This is a genomic window from Kumtagia sp. (assembly GCF_059502445.1).
The window spans coordinates 1-20,718 of the sequence record NZ_JCACER010000086.1 but is presented as its reverse complement, the minus strand read 5'-3'; the positions used below and the strand labels follow the sequence as shown (position 1 = coordinate 20,718).

Genomic DNA, 20,718 nt, shown 5'->3' with positions numbered 1-20,718 from the left:
CTGTTGAAGGACCGGCCCCTACGTAGGATCTTGGTGCCTTTCCTACATAAGGCCGGAAAAGCGCGGTGTTCTAAGCGTCTCATCACTTCCCTCCACGCGCCAGTGCAAGTGCGGTCTGCACGTCGAACCATGTTTCGTGATTCAGGTGCACATGGCCCCTGTCGGCCGCGACGGATTCCAGAGCCCGTAGGAGCGCATCGATGGTGTCGGCGCCCTTGCGCAAGAGATGAGGCTTTAGTGTCTGGAACTCGCCAGGAGCATCCGCCAACCGCCTCATGTCTTCACTAAGCATCATTCCTCCTTCGCCGCGTCGGCGGCTAGTAAACGTAGACCTCAAGGTCGCCAAGTTTCCATCCCTCAACGTTCACGCCGTCCAAGCAGCCGCGACCCGTTGACTCGATGGCTTCTTCGATAAGGGATTGAGGGCAATTGCAAGCGCGCGCCACTTGCCGGACGGTCGGGAATTGGGTTTGACCCGAACGCTGGAAGGAGCGCTCCGCGTAGGCGAATATCCGATCATAAGCGTCCATCATCCCTACTCCTCTTGCTTCCCGCTATCGTGGTGGTCCATCATCTCTTTCGCCAGTTCCGGCCCGTAGCGCTCGATGTAGGCGAGCAGGCGGGCGACAGGTGGGCTTAGTTGTCCTGTGCGCTCAATCTTGTACCAACCCTGCCGCGTGACGCCTACCAGTTGCGCCATGGCGGCAACGGATAGGCCGAGCTTGGCGCGGAGGGCTGTGGGGGTCACTTATCCCAGTCCTTGACCAGATCCTTTTCGGCCAAAGAGCCGGCAAAGTAGCAATACATCTCTTGATCCACGCCATCGGCATCGGCGGCCATTAGATAAACGCTGTGGCCGAGACCAGGACCAAGATCGCCGTCCTTTTCACTCAGCCGCCGCGCGCGCGACCTTGCTGCGGCAGCACCGACATGGCCCAAATGGACAGTCTCGTCTCGGCCGTTGATGTGGTGCTCAATGCGATACTTCAACATTGTCGTAATCCAATCCTTCTGTGATACGCTATATGTAAACTCAGTTGTCGCAAATGTCAACCGGGTTTACACAATTATTTTCGCATAACGCGCCCCGCCCGTAACGCTGGCTCTATGCAGCAAGAGTCTTTTTCGGTCGACCGAGCCTTCGGTTGTCATTCGCAAGTGGCGCACACTTGTCTTTGATGTACGCGCGAATTTCTGGACAGTCCTTGAACCACTCGCCCGCGATATGATGTTGCTCAAATTGGCGATGAAGCTCGCGCTCCTTTCTTCGCCCGCCCTTGGTAACTCCCAGGCACGTCAGCGTTTTATGCGTGCCCGTGCGCAAACTTGAGAGGCGCGTCTTTACATCGTTCGCCTTGCCAATTTTGATCGCATCGCCGTCGCCGATGAAATACACCATTCCGTCTTTGTCGGACTCGTTACGAGTCTTGATGGGCGGAGGCGCTGGCAAAGGGTGCACATAGTGCTTCATGGCGTTCCGAAGAATCGCCTCGACCAACTGCTCATTCGTGTATGGGTAGTCAGGCCAGCTAAGCGCCTCCTCCAGTACCTCAAGACCAGCCTCAATCATCTTTTCATTCACTAGAGATTGCATCCTGTTTTCCCATGCAACCAAATTCCCAAAAAGTACAAAATCCGTGCAGGCTAATACAGAAAACCTTTGAAAACATGAGGTTAACCCCCGCAAACCCAACCCTTGGTAAGGGAGAGGTCGAGAGTTCAATCCTCTCTGGCAGCACCATTTTCCAGAGATAACCTTGGCGTGGACACGCTATCCCGCCGATCGTCCGAGCAGCGAAGGCGTGGCCGCCTGCCGCCGTCACTGGATCGCAACCTCCGTCGCCGGCAGGGAAGTGGTGTCCACAGTGACGACGACGGACATGCCCGGCGCAAGCGTGTCGGCGAGGGGCTGATCCGGATCGATGGATATCCTGATCGGCAGGCGCTGGGCGACCTTGGTGAAGTTGCCGGTGGCGTTGTCGGGCCGCAGGATGCTGAATTCCGAACCGGCCGCCGGCGAGAAGCGCTCGATCCTGCCGGTCAGCTCCGCATGCTGCAGGGCGTCGACGCGGAAGCTGACCGGCTGGCCGATCTTCAGGCCGGCGAGCTGCGTCTCCTTGAAATTGGCGATGACCCATATCTTTTCCGGAACGATCGCCAGCAGCTGCGTGCCGGCCGAGACGTACTGGCCGAGCCGCGCGCCGACCTCGCCCAGCCGGCCGTCCTGCGGCGCGGTGATGCGCGTGTTCTGCAGGTCGATCTCCGCCAGATGCACGGCCGCTTCCGCGCCTTCCACCGCGGCCTCGAGGGACCGGCGTCCGACGATCGTGGCCTGCAGCTCCTGGCGCGACACGTCCAGCCCGGCCTGCATCTGCGTCAGGGTGGCCCGGGCCTGGTCGGCCGTGGAGCGCGTCTTGTCGGCTTCGCTCGCCGTGACCACGCCGCGCTTCAGCAGCGGCTCGATCCGCGCCCAGTTGGACTGGGCGACGGCGAGGGCGACCCGAGCGCCTTCGACCTGCGCCTCGCTGGCCCTGACGCGGGCTTCTCCGGACAGCCGCTGCTGCTCGGAATTGGCGAGCGCCGCCTTCTGGGCGGCCAGCGTGGCGCGCGCCTGCTCCAGCTTCTGCGCGAAGATGCGGTCGTCCAGCCGCACCAGGAGCTGTCCGGCCTTCACCTGCTGATAGTCCTGCACCGCCACCTCCGCGACATAGCCGGCGAGCTGCGGCGCGATGATCGTCACCTGGCCGCGCACATACGCATTGTCGGTGGTCTCGACCGTCGATGTGAAGGGAGGCAGACGCCACGCATAGAGCACCAGCGTCAGGCCGGCGGCGCCGAGGCCGATGGCAAGAAGGGTTGCGGCGGAGCGGAACAGCTTGGGCATGGGCGTAACGTCGTCGTCAGGTTTGCGAAGCTGTCGGGGAGACAGCGGTTCGGTTGCGGATGGTGTCGTAGGCGAGATGGAGCAGGAGCGCCGCGAGCGCGGCGACGGCGATCAGCGCGATCATGAGGAAGGCGTCGTTGTAGGCGAGCACATTGGCTTCGCGCGTCGCCTGCTGGCCGAGCGCGGCAATGCCCTCGGCGCTCAACAAGGTCTTGTCGGTGATGGTGCGGCCATAGGCGTTGCCGAGCTGGGCGACGCGCTGCGCCACCAGCGGATCGGTGAGCGCCAGATGCTCGACGAGGTGATTGGAGTGGAATTTCTCGCGCAGCGTGATGAAGCTGCCGAAAACGGCCGAGCCGAGCAGGCCGCCCATGCTCTGCGTGGTCAGGAACAGGATGACGAAGCTGAGGATGTAGTTCGGTCCCTTCTTCAGCGCCGACATCAACCCGCTCGCCACGGCCGGCGGCAGGAACAGCGCGCCGGCGAAGGCGATCATCGCCTGGCTCAGGAACATCTGCGACGGCCGCGTCAGGTTGGTGGCCTGGCTGTCCATGAACGCGCCGACGGCGAGCAGGGCGAGCGCGACCATATGGATGAGCGGCTCGCGGCCCGGCTTCATGACGGCGGTACAGGCGAGGCCGCCGGCGATCGTGGCGGCGAGGATGATCCAGTAGAGCGTCGTCGTCTGGTCGTTGCTGAGGCCGAGCACCTGGAAGAAGCCGGACGCGCCGGTGGTCTGTTCCGACAGCACGATGCGGAAGATCAGCAGGGCGCCGGTGAAATGCAGCACGGCCGGGCTGGTCAGCCAGCGCACGTCGATGAGCGGATTGGCGCGGTTGAGCTCGATCACCACGGCAATTGTGACGGTGACGACGGCCAGCGCCAGCAGCTCGCCGAGCCACGGCGCCTCGAACCACCAGTAGAGGCGGCCCAGCACCAGCACGATCGCGGTTGCGCCGAAGCCGGTGGCGATCAGCAGGTAGCTGGCGACGTCCAGCCGTTCGATCACCTTGGCCCGCGGCGGCGGCGTCAGCGGCAGCAGATAGACCAGGCAGAAGGCGATCATCGCCAGGGCGAGCTCGAGCACGGTCAGCCCATGCCAGCCCTCGATGTCGAACAGCGCCGGCGAGATCAGCCGTGCCACCGGCGCGCCGATCGAAATATTGGTCAGCGCCAGCGGCAGGCCGATCCGCATCTTCAGATGCGGCGGGAAAGGTTCGAGCATGTAGAGGAAGCCGAGCGTCGACATCGGCGCGGCGGCGATGCCGCTCATGAAGCGCACGACGATGGCGGACGGCAGGTCGCTGATGAACAGGTTGAGCAGGCAGGCGACGACGAAGCCGAGGATGCTGAGCTCGGCGAAGTTGCGGAGGCCGTACTGGGTGCGGATCTTGATGAGCGCGAGCGACAGCGAGACGTTCGGCGCCATATAGGCGGCGACCATCCACGTCGCTTCGTTGGTGGTCGCGCCGATCGCACCCTGGATCTGCGGGATGTTGGCGGTGATCAGGTTCATGCCGAGCCCCTGGCTGAGAGCCAGGAGCAGGGACGCCAGCATGTAGGCGCCGGCGCGCGCCGGATGCATCGGCACGAAGGGCGGGGGCGTCGCAGGCTGCGGGGCGGACGCGGATTGCCGGTCAGCCTGCGGGACGGCGGCCTGCGCTTGCCGCCGCTCCGCTGCCGGATCGGCCGATTCTCGCCGTTGCATGGCTTGTATGCCGGACATCGTGGCCGACCCGCATCAGCCGGCGGCGCCGATGTTGCGCGCCACCTGCGTCAGCACGCGCGTCGCAACCTCGAGGTCGCGCTCGTCGACGCCGAGGAGCACCTGCTCGCGCAGCTCGTCGGCGTAGTCGAGAATGGTTTCGGCCTCGCGCCGCGCGGTTTCGGTGAGAAAGATGCGCTTGGCGCGCCGGTCGCCTTCGACGGACTGGCGCGTGACGAAGCCCTTCTTCTCCAGCGCGTCGATGAGGCTGACCATCGACGGCTGCTCGACCTCCAGCGCTTCTGCGAGCTCGCTCTGGGTCGCGCCTTCCTGCTTGGCCAGATGCATCAGCAGCCTTGCCCGCGACAGCGTCAGGCCCTGCGACCGTACGCGTGCATCGAACAGCGTGCGCATCTTGCGGTTCACCTTCGTCAACTGGTCGACGAAGGCCGTTCGTGCGGCCGTCACATCCATAGGAGTCACATGGTTAGATTGAACATGGTTAGAAGCCTAAGTAATTAGCGAGAGGACGTCTGACAAGGGTGAAGATGGTATCGGACCGGAAAAAAGCCGCCATATCCTGCTGCCGTTGACATAGAGAGGCGATTGGCTGTTATCAGCCGCGAATGCCCCGACGCGGGACCCCCATCGAACCCGGATTTTTGCCTATGACCAATGTGGCGCTCACCGGCCTTGCGCGCGAACTGGCGGAGCGCGCCGACAGCGGCCGTCCGGTCCGCATCGGCGTCATCGGCTCCGGCGAGATGGGCACCGATCTGGTCACCCAGGGCATGCTGATGAAGGGCGTCGAGGTCTGCGCCATCTCCACCCGTCGGCCGCACACCGCCCGCGCGGCGATCCGCATCGCCTATGGCGACGAGGCAATGGCGGCGGAGGCCGGCACGGCTTCGCAGGTGACGGCGGCGATCGAGAGCGGGAAGATCGCCATCACGTCCAACGAACTGCTGGTGCGGGACCCGCTGATAGACGTGGTCATCGACGCCACCGGCAAGCCCGGCGTGGCCGCCGATTTCGACCTGATGGCGATGGAGCACGGCAAGCATGTCGTGATGATGAATGTCGAGGCCGACGTCACCATCGGCCCCTATCTCAAGCGTCAGGCCGACCGGCTGGGCGTCGTCTATTCGGTCGGCGCCGGCGACGAGCCGTCCTCCTGCATGGAACTGATCGAGTTCGCCAGCGCGCTAGGCTACACCATCGTGTCGGCCGGAAAGGGCAAGAACAACCCGCTCAACCATGACGCCGTGCCCGACGATTATCGCGCGGAGGCGGAGCGGCGCAACATGAACCCGCGCATGCTGGTGGAGTTCGTCGACGGCTCCAAGACCATGGTCGAGATGGCGGCGATCGCCAACGCCACCGGCCTTGTGCCCGACGTGCCCGGCATGCACGGGCCGAAGGCCGACCGCGACGATCTGGCGCGCGTGCTGATCCCGCGCGAGCATGGCGGCCTCCTGTCGAGGAAGGGCGTCGTCGACTACACCGTCGGCAAGGGCGTCGCCCCCGGCGTCTTCGTCGTCGTCGAGGCGACGCATCCGCGCGTCATCGAGCGCATGGACGACCTGCATGTCGGCAAGGGCCCCTACTACGCCTTCTTCCGGCCCTACCACCTGACCTCGCTGGAGGTGCCGCTGACGGCGGCCCGCATCATGCTGCACGGCAGGCCGGACATGGTGCCGCTGCCGCGCCCGGTGGCGGAGGTGTGTGCGCTCGCCAAGCGCGATCTCGCCGCCGGCGAGACCTTCGATGCGATCGGCGAGACCTGCTACCGCTCATGGACCATGGCGGTGGCCGAGGCGCGGCCGCAGAAGGCCGTTCCGGTCGGGCTGCTGGAGGGCGGCAAGGTGCTGAAGCCGGTGAAGAAGGGCGAACTGCTCACCGCCGACAACGCCGTGCCCGACCGCGCGACGCGGCTCTACGAGCTGCGCCGGCTGCAGGACGAGATGCTGTATGGCGCACAGTCCAGCTGAAATCCGATCCGAACGCTTCTACCGCTAATCCTCCGAACCACCTGGCACGGCTGTTGCACCGCGACTCCCGGCGGCGGCCGCGTTGTGGCTGGGCCGTGCCAAGGCGGCAGGAGGAAGCGGCAAATGACCGACATCGTGACGAGAGCCCGTGCCAGATTGAAACATGCCGATCCGCAAGCGGCCGGCATCCGCTTCGAGGCGCTCGATTCCTGGCGCGGCATCTGCGCGCTGCTGGTCGCACTCATGCATTTTCCGGCCGCCGGCCCGATCACCGAAAGCCTTTTCGTCCGCAACGCCTATCTGTTCGTCGACTATTTCTTCGTCCTGTCGGGTTTTGTGATCGCGTATGGCTACTGCCACAGGCTGGGGACCGGGCTCGACTACACGCGCTTCGCCATTCTCCGGACCGGCCGCATCTACCCGCTGCACGCGGCGGTCCTCCTGCTTTTCGTCGCCTTCGAGACGCTCCGCTGGACCGTTCCGGCGCTGCAGGGCGACGGTGCCGCGCCCTTCACCGAAGCCACCGGCCTGCGCGAGCTGCTCAACAGCCTGCAGCTGCTCAACGGCCTCGGTGTCGAGGACCGGCTCACCTGGAACGGGCCGAGCTGGAGCATCTCGGCGGAGTTCTGGACCTACCTGCTTTTCGGCGCGGCCGTCCTGATCCTCGGGCGCGGCATCTGGGTGGCGCTCATCGCCGCGATCGTCGCGGGCCCGGCAGTGATCTATGCCTTCTCGCCGGACTACATGGACGCCACCTGGGATCTCGGCTTCGTCAGGTGCCTGTATGGCTTCTCCCTCGGCGCGCTGCTTTGTCAGCTTGCCGGCCCTGGGCTGCTGCGCGCCAGAGGGCCGGGTGCCGTGCGATCGGAGCCCTCGACAATGTGGACGGTTGCCGAGGTGCTCGCCGTCGCGGCCGTGGTCGGTTTCGTCAGTGCCGTCGGCCGCGGGCCGGCGAGCGTGGCCGCGCCGTTCCTGTTCGCGGTCGTGCTGTGGATCTTCGCCCATGAGCGCGGCCTGGTCAGCCGGGTGCTCAGGACGCGGCTGTTCTTCTGGCTCGGTACCCTCTCCTACGGCATCTATCTCGTGCACATCTTCGTGCAGAGCCGGATGATCAATGTCGCGAGCCTGGCCCAGAAGGTCACGGGCACCGAGCTGGTGGGCACCTTCTCCCTCGGCGGCTCGGAGCTTTACGGCTTCGGTGTCGGCGGCGCGATTTTCGGCACGGTTATGGTCGCCGTGATGATCGTCCTCGTCGTCGCTTCGGCGCTCGCCGGCCATTTCCTGGTCGAGCGGCCCTTCCAGCGCCTGTCGAGGAAGCTGGCGGACAGCCTTGCTTCGCTGCGGACGACGAGGAGCGTGGCGAAGAACGTTGGAAGCCGCGCGCCGGCATGAGAGGCATTTGCACGATGCCGGCTGCTTAAGTGGCCGGCCGTTGTGGGATCGCCGGCGCTACTTGCCGAGCTCCACCGACCTTGCCCGTGCCGCCTCGACCGCCTCGGCGACGAGGTTCTTCAGCCGGTCGCCGCCCATCAGCACGGCAAGGGCGGCGGCCGTCGTGCCGTTAGGGCTGGTCACCTGCTGACGCAGCGTGGCCGGCTCCTCGCTGCTTCCGGCGGCAAGGCTTGCGGCACCCAGGACGGTCTGCATGGCGAGCAGCTTTGCCGTTTCGGCCGGCAGCCCGGCCGCTTCGCCGGCCGCCGTGAGGCACTCTATGAAGTGGAACACATAGGCCGGACCAGAGCCGGACACGGCGGTGACGGCGTCCATCAGGCTTTCGTCGGCGATCTCTGCGACGGCGCCGCTGGTGGCGAGCAGATCCTTGACGAAGCCGAGCTCGGCGGCCGGCACCTGGCGGTTGGCGAAGACGACCATCATGCCCATGCCGATCGCCGCCGGCGTGTTCGGCATGCAGCGCACCACCGGCGTGGCGCCGCCGAGCACGGCCTCGAAGGTCGCGATGGGGGTACCGGCGGCGATCGACAGGAACACCGTCCCGCCATCGGCGAAGCGCCGGTATTCGGCCGTCACCTCGCGGATGACCTGCGGCTTCACCGCCAGGATCACCAGCCGTGGCGCCGCGTTCGCCGGAATCTCCGCCGGGCTCGCGCCGGTCGCCACGCCGAGCGCCGCGGCGCGGTCGCGCAACTCCGTGCTCGGCTCCACCACGAAGATCTCGGCGGCCGCCAGTCGGCCTGCCTTCAGCCAGCCGGCGAGCATCGCGTAGCCCATGTTGCCGCAGCCGACGAGCACTGTCCCGATGGTCATGATCCAATTCCCTCGCTGAGCGAAATGCGGCGGCCGCCACCGCATTCTCGCGTCTAGCGGGGATTCAGCGCCGCGCCAAGCCGGCACGAGTGGCGGCGGCCGCGGCCGGCCCGACGACTGCTGGCCTCGTGCCCGCGATCGGGAACCGCGCGACCAGTCGCATGCCGATGACGGCGAAGACGAAGAACAGCCAGACCTGGTCGGCGCGGCGGAAGAAGAAGCTTTCGAGGAAGGCGTTGAGCGCCGTGAACAGCAGGATCATCATGAACAGGTCGCCCAGCAGCACGTTCTCGCGCAGTCGCGGGATGCGCAGGAAGTCGACCACCGGGACGACGAGGAAGGCCCAGGCGGCGACGAACAGCGCCGGCAATCCCATGAAGACGGCGATGTCCATGTAGCCGTTGTGGCCGTGGACGATGTCGCGGATGTCCCAGTCCCGGTCGAAGGGCTGGCTGCTGTTCTCGAGCAGCGGCGTCTGCCAGAAGCTCTCGTAGCCATAGCCGGTCCATGGCCGCTTGACGATCATCTCGCCGGAGAATTCCCACAGCGTGGTGCGCCCCGTATAGGTGAGGTCGGGGAAATGCTGGGCGGCGAGATGTCTCAACGGGTCGATGAAGACGATGCCGAGCGTTGCCACCGCCGTGCCGGCGACCGTCAGCCAGAACAGCAGGGCGACCAGCGGCCGCACTCCGTAGAGGCCGGGCAGCGCGACCACGATCATGGCGACCGGCACAAGGCCGGCGGCGGTCTTGGAGCCGGTGTTGAGCACGAAGATCATGGCGCCGGCGAACAGGATCGCGCCGCTCCGGCGCCGCCCGCGCCGGAACAGGTAGAGGCCGCAGAAGGCGAGGCAGGCCATGACCGGGCCGGCGATGTTCTTGTGGGTGAAGACGCCGCGCCAGAGGCCGGCGTGCTGCGGCTCCGCCGAGGCGGTCGTGTGCACGGCTTCGTTGGGGAACAGCGCCAGGCCGACATAGCTGAGCGCCACCGTCGCCAGCCCGGCCACCGCCAGCGCCGTCGAGAAGGCGTCGGCGTCGCGCGGGATGGCGAGCACCGTCGCCACGACGAGAATGCCGATGAAGGTGAAGGAGGCGGCGCGCGCCGCGGCCGACGGATCGAGCGAATTGGCGACCGACAGCAGGAAGAAGCCGAACAGGACGAGCAGCGACGGGCTGAACAGCGCCGAGATCACGCGCGGCGTGGCGAAGGCGGCAAGCGAGGCGATCGAGATCGCGCCGAGCGTGCCGTAGCCGAGCTGGTTGACGATGTTGCCGCCGGCGACATAGCCCGACCCGCCCGGCTGAAACGGCTGGAACGAGATCATCAGCATCGCCAGCATGCCGCTGGCGATCGCCGTCGGCAGGCCGGCGGACGAGAGCCAGGCCGGCAGGGCCGGTCCGTCAGTTCTTTTCGGGCTGACGGTACTGCTCATTGGCGTATCCGAATTCGGCCATCACCCGCCCCGCCGCCACATAGACCGGGTAGAGCCCGATCGACGGCGAGCCGGTGCGCACGAGGCGTATCGCGCCGCGCAGCGGCGAGGCGGCCAGGAGCGCCAGGCTCTTCAGCAAGACCTTGACGCTTGCGAACGGCGTGCCGGCGCGGCGCTTCTTTTCCACCAGCGTCGAGATCACGCCGTTGCGCAGGCTGCGCGCCCGGATCCAGTCTTGCTCGACCCGACGCGCCGGCACCGTCTCGTGCACGGTCGCCTCGGCGCACCAGGCGAGCCGGAAGCCGCGCTGCGCCGCGCGGCTGAGGAAGTCGGAATCGCCGCCGCCCATGAAATTGAATTTGAGGTCGAGGAATGGCCGCTCCATGGCGTCGAGCACGGGCCGGGTGACGAACAGGTTGCCGGACGAATAGAGGGCCGGAACGCGGCCGCTGGCGCGGTAGGGCGGGGCGAACACCGGATGCTCGGCCCAATGCGCATGCGCGGGCTCGGCGAAAACCGGCACCTGCGGCCCGCCGACGATGTCGGCGCCGAATGCCTGCGCCGCCTCGCAAAGACGCTCCAGCCAGTCCGGATCGGCGATCTCGTCGTCGTCGATGACGGCGACCGCCTTCAGGTTTGGGAACTGCTCCAGCGCCGTCTGCCAGCCGGCATTGTAGGCGCAGCAATTGCCGCGCTCATGCGCGATGATCGCCAGGCCCGGCAAGGCGCCGGACAGGAGGCGCGGCGCAACCGCCTCGGCGCCCTGCCGGCCCTCCGCATCGTTTTCCATGACGATGACGGCGAAACGGCGCGTCGTCCGCTGCGCGGCGAGCGAATCGAGCGTCTCCAGCACCTGCTGCGGCCGACGGAACGTCGGCACAGTCACGGCGATGTCGATCGCGGCATGATCGAGGTGAGGCGATGTCGCCACGAGGGTAATGAGACCGTCCTGCAAGGCTGGCGCGTCCGCATGCTGCTGGTGCGCGCAGTCATCGCATTCTTCGCCATAAGGATTCGTTAAACACCTTGGACGGTGTGGGCTGCAATCGCCCGCGGCTGCGCGACTATATGCGTGTTTTGTCAACGATTGGGCGCCATCTGGTAATATCGATCTGATAAGGCCCCGATGCATCTGTTGTTCGCCACCTCGATCGTGCCCGACGGGTCGCTCGGTTCGGGCTACGAGATTGCCAATGCGGCGATCGTCGACGCGCTGCGGCGCGCCGGCGCGCGGGTGACCGTGCTCGGCTTCACCTGGCCGGGCCGTCTGCCGGCAGACCCCGATCAGACCATCGTGCTCGGCTCCGTCGACGTGCGCAACGAGACGGCGAGTTCGATGCAGAAGGTACGGTGGCTCGCAGAGGCGGTGCGCAGCGGCTCGACTTTCGCCTCGGCGAAGCTGCGCGGACCTGGGGCGGATGCCGTGCGCACCGCGATCCGCGAGGCCGGCCATGTCGACGGCTACGTCCTCAATTCCGTTCAGATGGCCGGCGCCTATGAGCGCTGCTTCGAGGACCGGCCTTCCCTGTTCGTCGCCCACAATGTCGAGGCGCAGTCGGCCCGCGAGAACGCGCACAGCGCCCCCGACGCCTTCCAGCGCCTGCTGTTCCGCCGCGAGGCGCAACTGCTGGAAGCCCTGGAGGCCCGGCTGTGCCGGCGCGCCCGCTTCGTCTTCACCCTGTCGGAGGAGGACCGCGCCGCCCTCGGCGTGGCTTCGGACGGCCGCTCGGCGGCGCTGCCGCTGGTGACCCGCGGCACGCCGCCTTTGGCGCCGGTCCGCCAGGAGATCGATTGCGATGCAGCGCTGATCGGCACCTGGACGTGGCAGCCCAATCGCGTCGGCCTGTCATGGTTCCTGGACGAGGTCGTTCCTCATCTGCCGGACGATTTCAGGATTCGCATCGCCGGAGCCATCCCCGCCGGCCTCGCCTCGAGCCACCCCGGCGTGCGCTTCGTCGGACGCGTGCCCGATGCGCACGACTTCATCCGCCGGGCGGCCTGCGTGCCGCTGATCAGCCGCGGCGGCACCGGGGTTCAGCTGAAGACCATCGAGACCTTCGAGCTCGGCCTGCCCTCGGTCGCCACGTCGAGCGCGCTGCGCGGCATCGCTGAGAAGCCCGCCAACTGCGTCGTTGCCGACGACCCCCAGGCGTTCGCAGCCGCGCTCCGGAAGGCCGTCGCGGCCGGGCCGCGCCATGTCGACGGCCGCGGCTTCTACGAGGCGCAGCGCGCGGCGCTCGACCGCGCCATCGCGCGCGGCCTCGCGGCGCTGGGCTCGGTCGGACAGGAGGCCTGCGCGTGAACGTCCATGCCGCATTCGCCCAGTTCGGCGTCAGGAGCTGGAAGACGATCCTGGGGGTGTCGGTCGCCAGCATCGGCTGGGATGACGCGGTGCGACTGCTGCAACGGCTGATCGAGGAAGACCGCTTCACCCGCATCAGCTTCCTCAATGCCCACAACGCCAATCTCGCCACCACCGACGGCGAGTTCGCTGCAGCGCTCGAGGATTTCCTCATCCTTCCCGACGGCATCGGCGTCGATATCGCCGCCAGGCTGCTCTACGGCACGTCGTTCCCCGCCAATCTCAACGGCACCGATTTCGTGCCCGGCTTCCTGCGCGAGACGGCGCGGCCGCTGACCGTCGGGCTGATCGGCGCCAAGGCCGACAATGTCGAGGGCGCGGTGCGCAACATGGCGCGGCTGATGCCGCGGCACGAATTCGTCCTGGTCAATGACGGCTATTTCACCGAGGCCGAGGAGCAGCAGATCCTAGAGCGCATCCGCACCTTGCGGCCGGACATCCTGCTGGTCGCCATGGGCGTGCCGCGCCAGGAACTGTGGATCCGGCGCAATCTCACCGGGGAGCACTGCACGCTGCCGATCGCCGTCGGCGCGCTGTTCGATTTCATGAGCGGCTCCGTGCCGCGGGCGCCGCTGCTGGTGCGCAAGCTCCGCCTGGAATGGCTGTTTCGCCTGACGCTCGAGCCGGTGCGGCTCTGGCGGCGTTATGTCGTCGGCAATCCGCTGTTCATCGCCCGGGTGCTGCGCGACAAGCTTCTGGGCCGGCAGGCGGCGCTGTGAACACGCGCGTCGATCCGCAGGACACCGGCACTCCGCTCGCCGCAAGGCCCGCGCAGGCTTCGCGGGCGGTGATGGTGACGGCGAGCTATGCGCCCGACTTCGAGCGCTGCCGGCTGCTCTGCGAGACGGCGGATCGCCACGTCACCGGAATGGCGCATCACTACATCCTGGTGGAAGGCCGCGACGTCGCGCTGTTCCGGCGGCTGGAGACGCCGCGCCGCACGGTCGTCGACGAGCGCGATCTCCTGCCCCGCTGGCTGCGCCCGTTCGACGATCCGCTGAGCGGCTTCCGGCGCCGCATCTGGCTGAGCCTGCGCACCCAGCCGCTGCGCGGCTGGCATGTGCAGCAGCTGCGCCGTATCGCGATTGCCCGGCACGTCGCGGAGGAGGTGCTGGTCTTCTGCGATTCCGACGTCGCCTTCCTGCGGCCCTTCGATCTTTCGAGCTTTCGCCGCGACGGCAGGACGCGACTGTTCCGCCGCGACCACGACCTCTTCAACGAAGGGCTGGACGGCCATGTCCAGCAGCGCATCTGGTCGGTGAACGCGGCGAAGCTGCTCGGGCTGGCCTCGCTCGAGGGCGTCGGCCACGACTACATCACCACGCTGATCGCCTGGGACCGCGAAACGGTGCTGGCGATGTGCGATCACATCGAGCGGGTCAACCGGCGCCATTGGGTGGCGGCGGTCGGTGCGGCCCGCAAATTCTCCGAATGCATGATCTACGGCCGCTACGTCGACGAGGTGATCGGCGGCGAGGGCCATTTCCACGATGCGGAAGAATTCTGCAACGTGCTGTGGTACGGCAAGCCGATGTCCGACGACGAATTCCGCGCCTTCGTCGCCGGCATGGCGCCGGGCCAGGTCGCCGTCGGCATGCAGTCCTTCATCGGCACCGACGTCGCACGGCTCCGCAAGCTGGTTCTCGAGAGCTGAAGCCTCAGGCGCGCTTGGCGGGCAGCCGCAGCGCCGAATAGGTGAGGGCGGCCGATACAAGATAGAGCATCGCGAACACGCCGTTGAGCGACCAGATCAGCTCCGCCGCATCGGTGGTTCTCGACAGGGCGAAGGCCAGCAGCAGCGCCTTGGCGGCCCCAAGCAGTGCCAGGTTGACGGCCCGCAGCACCGTCTGCCCGCGCGCGAACAGAAGCTCGGCCTGGTATTCGACGAGGTTGCGGGCGCCGGGAATGGCGAAGGCGAGGATGACCAGCCCGGCCGTCTGCGCGATGTTGCGGCCGAGCGCGTTGGGGAAGAAGTGCAGCACCAGCGCCAGCGCGCAGAGCGCGGCGGTGGAGACGCCGAACACCCCGATCTCGATGCCGCCGCGCAGCTTCAGGCTCGTCAGCATGGCGGGCGTGCGCATCATCTTCTGCACCAGCATCATGGTGAAGGTGCGGATCGGGATCGCCGTCAGGTCGACCAGACGCATGATGACGGCATAGATGCCGGCAAGCTGCGCGCCGCCCATCGCGAGCACGATGAACTTGTCGAATTCCATCTGTAGGTAGAACAGGATCTCGGCGCCGGCGATCGCCAGCGAGTCGGACAGCCGGCGCCAGTAGAGGCGCGGCTCGAAACGCAGCCGCTGGCGCGGGTAGAAGAAGCCGAAGGCGATCGCCGCCACCAGCGCATTGGCGCCGAGATACCAGAGCGACCAGTACGCCAGCGAGGCGTCGGCCTGCAGCATGAACAGCGTGGCGGCCAGCGCGCGCATGGCCGTGCCGAGGATGGTGAGCAGCGAGGCGCGGCCGAAGGCGCCGAGGCCGTTGTTGACGATGATCGCCAGTTCGACCGGCCGCCACAGCAGCGCCTCGGCGACGATGACGGCGGCGAAGATCGGCAGCGCCAGCGTGGCGCCGAAGAACAGCGCATGCACCAGCCAGCTCCCGGCAGCCAGCAGCGGCAGCGACAAGACCGCCATCAGCAGGAAGCCGGCGGTGAAGGTGCCGATCAGCCGCGGCTTGACGGTCGCCACCCGGTAGAGCGTGGAGATGAAGCCGAAGCCGAGGATGCGCGACAGCATGACGCCGGCGGCGGATGCCGTGGCGAACACGCCGAAGTCGGCGAGCGACAGCGTGTTGGCCAGGAAGACGAAATAGGCCAGCGAGAACACCAGCCGCCCGCCGGCGCCGCTGATCGCCGCCATATAGTCGCGCAGCAGGCCCCTGCGCTCCGACAGGAGCGCCGCCACGCGCGACAGGGTGCGCCTTCGCGAGCTCTCCACGGAACCGGCCATTGCCTGCGAGGCTAGCCTCGAATGATTAACTTGCCGTTCTTGCAAACTCGGCCGCGGCGGCCGCTCCGACGCATGCAGCCGACGCCAGGCGGTGGTTTCGGGACAAAGACATACGCAAGATCAAGCACCTGCGGTATGGAGCTTGGGGTTCTTGATGGGGGCTCTGTAGGACTATTTGCCTATTTTTGCTACCGCAGATTGCGGGCGGTTAACGATTTGTTTCCCATGTCGCTTTAACGTCCCTTAACGGATCGACCATCCGTTCCGCCGGCCGAATGAAAAAGCGCACAATTCATGCTGTACAGCGACGACAGTGATTCTCCCGGGCGCGAGCGGTCGCTGCTGTCGCTCGGCGATGCGCTGCGCGAGGAGCCGGCGGCCGAACCGTCGCGACTGGCGCGTGCCATCGCCGAGGTCCGCGCCGAGAAGGACGCCGTCACCCGGCACCGCCTGGCACGTGCGCGCCGGAACGCGCGCGACACGCCGCTGCTGCATGCGCTGGAGGCGGTCCCGGCGGAGCCGTCGCCGTCCGGCCCTTTTCCCGTGAAGGCCGAGCCGTCTCTTCTGAAGCCCGCTCCGCCGCGCCCGGCGCCGGAACCCGCGCCTGCCGTGCCGGCCCCGGCACCAGCGGTGTCGTCCTGGCGCGATGCCCAGCCGAAACACGATGCGGAACCGAAACGCGCCACCGCGGCGGAAAAGCCCGCCGGTGGTGGCGAGCCGGTCGCACGCCCCACCGTCCAGCAGATGCCCGCGGCTGCCGATCCGGCCCGCGCCGAGGCCGTAGCGCAGCGCCGCGAACCATCGGAGCCGGCGTGGCAGGCTGTCGAGCCGCTCGCTCCGGCCGAAGCCGCCGAGGCCGCCGGCCTGTGGCAGCCGCTGATCGACCCGGCCATCGTGCTTGCGGGCATCATGCGGTCGAAATGGCTGATCGTGGCGACGACCATCATCGGCGCCCTGCTCGGCGTGCTGATCGCGCTCAACACGCCGAAGATGTATTATTCGTCGGCCGAACTGCTGGCCGATCCCCGCGACCTCAATCTGGTCGAGCGCGAGCTGACGCAGTCGGGTATCTCCAACGAAGCGACGCTGGCGATCGTCGAGAACCAGGTGCGCATCCTGACCTCCGGCACCGTGATCGCCAAGGTGGTGGAGCGGCTGAACCTCGCGGAGGATCCCGAGTTCAACGGCCAGGGCGGCGGCGTCAGCCTGGGTAGCCTGATCTCGTCGGCGCGCTCGCTGATCTTCCCCCGCGACGGCGAGGACGATCCGGGCCGCCGCCATGCGCTGGCGTCGATCAATCTGGCGAAGTCGTTGTCGATCGAGCGCCGCGGCAAGACTTTCGTCATCGTCGTGGCGGCGACCACGCAGAGCCCCGAGAAATCGGCGCTGATCGCCAACACCATGACGGAGGTGTTCCTGGAGAGCTACGGCCAGCTCCAGTCGAATGCCGCAGGGCGGGCGGCGGGCGAGCTCACCTCCAAGCTCGACGAGCTGCGCGCCGGCGTCGAGGCGGCGGAGCGCAAGGTCGAGGCCTTCAAGGCCGAGAACGACCTCATCGACGCCCAGGGCCGGCTGATCACCGACGACGAGATCCTGAAACTCAACGACCAGCTGTCGACGGCGCGCGCCCGCACGCTGGAGCTCAACGCCAGGGCGGCCTCGACGCGCGACGTCAACGCCGACGCGGTCCTCGGAGGGGCGCTGCCGGAAGAGCTGGCCTCGCCGACCTTGCAGGAGCTGCGGGCGCAGTATTCCGCGCTGAAGGGCGAGGCCGACAGAATGGCCGTGCGGCTCGGCCCCAGGCATCCGCAGCTTCAGGCCGTCGAATCGCAGCTCAGCGGCGCGCGTGGCCTCATCGATGCGGAGATCAGGCGGATCTCCACCTCGACCCAGACCGAGCTCAGGCGCGCCGTGCAGCTCGAGCAGGAGCTGTCCGCGCGGCTGGCCCAGCTCAAGGTCCGCCAGGGCAGTCTAAGCAACGAGCTGGTGACGCTGCGCGAGCTCGAGCGCGACTCCACCGCCAAGCGCGCGGTCTACGAGGCGTTCCTGCTCAGGGCGCGCGAGACCGGCGAGCAGCAGGGCATCAACAGCGCCAACATCAGCGTCATCTCGAAGGCCTTTCCGCCGCTCGAATCCGAGCCGCCGTCGCGCAGCACCATCGCCATGGCCGGCGCTCTGCTCGGCCTGATGGCCGGTGTCGGCATGGGCGGCCTGCGCGGCACGGCGGAGGCGCTGCGCGACCGCGTGCGCGGCCGCCGGCCCGCCCGATCGTGGCGCCGCGGCAGCACCGCGACCATGTTCGACCAGGACGACGGCGGGCTGGCCGATGACGGCCGGAACGCCTTGGCTTCCGCGCCGGAGCCTGTCTCCGCCGACCGGCCACCGTCGGGACCCTTTGCCGAAGCCGACCAGACCGAACCGTCCCCCGTCTCACCGAAAGACACCGCCATGCACCCCTATCCGATGCCGCATGCTCCCTACGACCCCGCGCAGCAGCCGGCGCCGGCCGCTGTGCCCTATGCCGCCCAGCCGGCCTGGCCGCAGCCGCCGGCCGGCTATGCGCCGCCGCCCTATCCGCCGCAGCACTATGCGCCGCAGCCGGGCTATGCCCAGCCTTACTACGCGCAGCCCATGCCGGCGCAGCAGCCCGCCGCCATGCCCTATGCCCCCCAGCCGGCCTGGCCGCAGCCGCCGGCCGGCTACGCGCCGCCCTATCCGCCGCAGCACTACGCGCCGCAGCCGGGCTATGCCCAGCCTTATTACGCACAGCCCATGCCGCCGCAGCAGCCGCAGGCGCCGCAGCAACCGCAGGCGGCTCACCCGCAAGCACCGGTGGATGCGCAGTCGTCCATCGACGAGATACGCTCCAGCCTGCGCGAGTTCCGCGAGGCCATCCGCGAGCTTGCCGATTCCCGTTCGCGCCGCCGCTATTTCTGAACGCGCGAAGTCCGGCCGTAGCAGGATTGCGGCACCCCGCGCCGCTTTGGCGAAATCGCGCCGGTGCCGTTGTTGACTATGCCTGCCGCAGTCGCGTGTCGGGAGCGGAATCATGGCGGATATCATCGACGGCAAGGCGGTCGCGGAGGATGTGGTCGATCGGGTGAAGGTGCTTGCGGCGGAGCTGCGGGCCGGGACCGGCATCGTGCCGGGCCTGGCGGTGGTCATCGTCGGCGCGGATCCGGCCAGCCAGGTCTATGTCGCCTCCAAGGGCAAGAAGGCCAAGGAGTGCGGCTTCCACTCGGTGCAGCACACGCTGCCGGCCGACACAGCTGAGGCCGAGCTGGTCGCGCTGGTCGAGACGCTGAACGCCGATCCGGCCATCCACGGCATTCTTGTGCAACTGCCGCTGCCGGAGCATGTCGACAGCGGCCGCATCATCCAGACGATCTCGCCCGACAAGGACGTCGACGGCTTTCATTTCGTCAATGTCGGAAAGCTCGGCACCGGGGAACTGGCGACGGCCTTCGTGCCGTGCACGCCGGCCGGCTCCATGCTTTTGATCGAGCGGGTGCGCGGCAGGGATCTGTCCGGGCTGAACGCGGTGGTGGTCGGCCGCTCCAACATCGTCGGCAAGCCGATGGCCAATCTTCTGCTGGCCGCCAACGCCACCGTGACGATCGCCCACAGCCGCACCAAAAACCTGGCCGAGCTCTGCCGGAGCGCCGACATTCTTGTGGCCGCGGTCGGAAAGCCGGAGATGGTCCGCGGCAACTGGGTGAAGGCGGGTGCCACCGTGATCGACGTCGGCATCAACCGCGTCGCAGCGCCCGAAAAGGGCGAGGGCAAGACGCGGCTGGTGGGCGACGTCGCCTATGGCGAGGCGGCCGAGCGCGCCGGCGCCATCACCCCGGTGCCGGGCGGCGTCGGGCCGATGACGATCGCGCTGCTGATGGCCAACACGCTGGTCTCGGCCAGCCTCGCCGCCGGACGGCCGAGGCCGACGTTCTGACGGCGAATAGCGAGTGGCGAATAGCGAATAGTGATAGTGAATAGTAAGACGCATAAATCCTATTCGCTATTCGCTATTCGCTATTCGCTATTCCCTACTCGCTCTCTACCATGCCTTGCGCCGAGAGGGCGTTTCTGTAGAAGGCCGGCCATGACCGACGATCCACAAGCCGGCCGGCAGTTGGGCTTCCTGCTGGTCGACAAGTTCTCGATGTTCTCGCTTGCCGCGGCCATCGACGCCTTCCGCTCGGCCAACCGCCTGCTCGGCCGCGACGTCTATGGCTGGACCACGGTCTCGGCCGACGGCGACGCGGTCATGGCCTCAAACGGCCTGCCGCTCAAGATCGACTACAGCGTCGCCGACCTGCCGCCGGTCGACATCCTGTTCGTCTGCGTCGGCCTGACCACCGAATTCCCGGGCAAGAGCAAGGTGCTGGCCGCCCTGCGCAGCCTGGGCCGGCGCGGCGGCGCGCTCGGCGCGCTGTCGGTCGGCTCCTACCTTCTGGCGGAGGCCGGGCAGCTGGAGGGGCATCGCTGCACCATCCACTGGGAGAACCGCGCCGGCTTCATGGAAAAGTTCCCGCACATCCAGTGCACCGGAAACGTCTACGAGATCGACCGCAAGCGCTACACCTGCGCCGGCGGCACCACCTCGATCGACCTGATGCTGGAGATCATCCGCCGCGATCATGGCGTCAACATCGCCAACGGGGTGGCCAACCAGTTCCAGCACGAGCGCATCCGCTCGGCCGGCGACCGCCAGAGGGTCGGGCCGGAGCGCGACCTCGCCGGCAAGTCGGAGAAATTGAAGAAGATCGCCGAGCTGATGGCCGACAATCTCGACGAGCCGTTCTCGGCGGTCGAGCTCGCCAGATCCGCCGGCCTGTCGGTGCGCCAGGTGGAGCGGCTGTTCCTGCGCCATCTCGGCGTCACGCCCGGCCGCTACTACATGCGCCTGCGGCTGGAGCGGGCGCGAGAGCTGCTGCGCCAGACCAACATGCCCATCCTCGACGTGGCCATCGCCACCGGCTTCACCTCGCATTCCTATTTCGCCCAGAGCTATCGCCTGCAATTCGGCCGCCCGCCGAGCGAGGAAAGGCGGACGACGTATTGAAGTAAGTGCAGGGGACAGTTTTACCCCGACTCCCTGGAGACCCGAAGAACGGCGTTGACGTTG

At 67.3% G+C, this 20,718-nt stretch carries 18 protein-coding genes; 8 read left to right on the top strand and 10 right to left on the bottom strand.

Features of this window, described 5'->3' with window-relative positions; all coding sequences use genetic code 11:
* Nucleotides 1–535: 535 nt before the first annotated feature.
* The 6 genes from AC5JDC_RS23625 to AC5JDC_RS23600 all read right to left on the bottom strand — a co-directional run bounded on the left by AC5JDC_RS23625 (nucleotide 536) and on the right by AC5JDC_RS23600 (nucleotide 5,063).
* A complete protein-coding gene (locus AC5JDC_RS23625; RefSeq protein WP_495845139.1) occupies nucleotides 536–748 on the bottom strand; it encodes a helix-turn-helix domain-containing protein in 213 nt (70 codons plus the stop codon).
* The gene (locus AC5JDC_RS23620) at nucleotides 745–993 is read right to left on the bottom strand and encodes a hypothetical protein (protein ID WP_495845137.1); all 249 of its coding nucleotides are present in this window, start codon (nucleotides 991–993) and stop codon (nucleotides 745–747) included. The genes AC5JDC_RS23625 and AC5JDC_RS23620 overlap by 4 nt, the downstream gene beginning before the upstream one ends.
* A 112-nt stretch (nucleotides 994–1,105) precedes the next feature.
* On the bottom strand, nucleotides 1,106–1,594 hold the full coding sequence (locus AC5JDC_RS23615) for a GIY-YIG nuclease family protein (RefSeq protein WP_495845135.1): 489 nt from the start codon (nucleotides 1,592–1,594) through the stop codon (nucleotides 1,106–1,108).
* A gap of 225 nt (nucleotides 1,595–1,819) precedes the next feature.
* Nucleotides 1,820–2,884, bottom strand: coding sequence for an HlyD family secretion protein (locus AC5JDC_RS23610; protein WP_495845133.1), 1,065 nt, complete (start codon nucleotides 2,882–2,884; stop codon nucleotides 1,820–1,822).
* Nucleotides 2,885–2,900: 16 nt separating this feature from the next.
* Nucleotides 2,901–4,469, bottom strand: a complete 1,569-nt coding sequence (locus AC5JDC_RS23605; protein ID WP_495845144.1) for an MFS transporter — start codon at nucleotides 4,467–4,469, stop codon at nucleotides 2,901–2,903.
* Nucleotides 4,470–4,625: 156 nt separating this feature from the next.
* Nucleotides 4,626–5,063 (bottom strand): MarR family winged helix-turn-helix transcriptional regulator, encoded by a 438-nt coding sequence (locus tag AC5JDC_RS23600; RefSeq protein WP_495845131.1) that lies wholly within the window; start codon nucleotides 5,061–5,063, stop codon nucleotides 4,626–4,628.
* Nucleotides 5,064–5,257: 194 nt separating this feature from the next.
* On the opposite strand from AC5JDC_RS23600, the gene AC5JDC_RS23595 reads away from it, so the two are divergent.
* Both AC5JDC_RS23595 and AC5JDC_RS23590 read left to right on the top strand, forming a co-directional pair.
* Entirely contained in the window at nucleotides 5,258–6,580 is a 1,323-nt protein-coding gene (locus AC5JDC_RS23595; protein WP_495845129.1) for an NAD(P)H-dependent oxidoreductase, read from the top strand.
* 123 nt (nucleotides 6,581–6,703) lie between these two features.
* Complete coding sequence (locus AC5JDC_RS23590) at nucleotides 6,704–7,972, top strand: acyltransferase family protein (protein WP_495845127.1); 1,269 nt, start codon at nucleotides 6,704–6,706, stop codon at nucleotides 7,970–7,972.
* A gap of 57 nt (nucleotides 7,973–8,029) precedes the next feature.
* Here AC5JDC_RS23590 and proC read toward each other — a convergent pair whose 3' ends face one another.
* The 3 genes from proC to AC5JDC_RS23575 all read right to left on the bottom strand — a co-directional run bounded on the left by proC (nucleotide 8,030) and on the right by AC5JDC_RS23575 (nucleotide 11,217).
* On the bottom strand, nucleotides 8,030–8,845 hold the full coding sequence (gene proC, locus AC5JDC_RS23585; RefSeq protein WP_495845125.1) for a pyrroline-5-carboxylate reductase: 816 nt from the start codon (nucleotides 8,843–8,845) through the stop codon (nucleotides 8,030–8,032).
* 64 nt (nucleotides 8,846–8,909) lie between these two features.
* Nucleotides 8,910–10,277, bottom strand: coding sequence for an O-antigen ligase family protein (locus tag AC5JDC_RS23580; protein WP_495845123.1), 1,368 nt, complete (start codon nucleotides 10,275–10,277; stop codon nucleotides 8,910–8,912).
* Nucleotides 10,246–11,217 (bottom strand): glycosyltransferase family 2 protein, encoded by a 972-nt coding sequence (locus AC5JDC_RS23575; RefSeq protein ID WP_495845142.1) that lies wholly within the window; start codon nucleotides 11,215–11,217, stop codon nucleotides 10,246–10,248. The genes AC5JDC_RS23580 and AC5JDC_RS23575 overlap by 32 nt, the downstream gene beginning before the upstream one ends.
* A gap of 186 nt (nucleotides 11,218–11,403) precedes the next feature.
* Here AC5JDC_RS23575 and AC5JDC_RS23570 point away from each other — a divergent pair, with 186 nt between their 5' ends.
* The 3 genes from AC5JDC_RS23570 to AC5JDC_RS23560 are packed head-to-tail and all read left to right on the top strand — an operon-like array spanning nucleotide 11,404 to nucleotide 14,293.
* Complete coding sequence (locus AC5JDC_RS23570) at nucleotides 11,404–12,579, top strand: glycosyltransferase (protein ID WP_495845120.1); 1,176 nt, start codon at nucleotides 11,404–11,406, stop codon at nucleotides 12,577–12,579.
* Entirely contained in the window at nucleotides 12,576–13,358 is a 783-nt protein-coding gene (locus AC5JDC_RS23565) for a WecB/TagA/CpsF family glycosyltransferase (protein ID WP_106775368.1), read from the top strand. The genes AC5JDC_RS23570 and AC5JDC_RS23565 overlap by 4 nt, the downstream gene beginning before the upstream one ends.
* Complete coding sequence (locus AC5JDC_RS23560; RefSeq protein ID WP_495845118.1) at nucleotides 13,355–14,293, top strand: DUF6492 family protein; 939 nt, start codon at nucleotides 13,355–13,357, stop codon at nucleotides 14,291–14,293. Before AC5JDC_RS23565 ends, AC5JDC_RS23560 begins: the two co-directional genes overlap by 4 nt.
* 4 nt (nucleotides 14,294–14,297) lie before the next feature.
* Here the strand turns inward: AC5JDC_RS23560 and AC5JDC_RS23555 are convergent, their stop codons facing one another.
* Complete coding sequence (locus AC5JDC_RS23555; protein WP_495845116.1) at nucleotides 14,298–15,593, bottom strand: lipopolysaccharide biosynthesis protein; 1,296 nt, start codon at nucleotides 15,591–15,593, stop codon at nucleotides 14,298–14,300.
* A 294-nt stretch (nucleotides 15,594–15,887) separates the two neighbouring features.
* On the opposite strand from AC5JDC_RS23555, the gene AC5JDC_RS23550 reads away from it, so the two are divergent.
* The 3 genes from AC5JDC_RS23550 (at nucleotide 15,888) to AC5JDC_RS23540 (ending at nucleotide 20,655) form a co-directional block, all read left to right on the top strand.
* Nucleotides 15,888–18,530 carry a GumC family protein gene (locus AC5JDC_RS23550; RefSeq protein WP_495845114.1) on the top strand — a complete coding sequence of 881 codons (2,643 nt, stop codon included), beginning with the start codon at nucleotides 15,888–15,890 and terminating at the stop codon, nucleotides 18,528–18,530.
* 112 nt (nucleotides 18,531–18,642) lie between these two features.
* Nucleotides 18,643–19,542, top strand: a complete 900-nt coding sequence (locus tag AC5JDC_RS23545; protein ID WP_495845112.1) for a bifunctional methylenetetrahydrofolate dehydrogenase/methenyltetrahydrofolate cyclohydrolase — start codon at nucleotides 18,643–18,645, stop codon at nucleotides 19,540–19,542.
* Between the two features lie 150 nt (nucleotides 19,543–19,692).
* The gene (locus AC5JDC_RS23540) at nucleotides 19,693–20,655 is read left to right on the top strand and encodes a GlxA family transcriptional regulator (protein ID WP_495845110.1); all 963 of its coding nucleotides are present in this window, start codon (nucleotides 19,693–19,695) and stop codon (nucleotides 20,653–20,655) included.
* Nucleotides 20,656–20,718 lie beyond the last annotated feature (63 nt).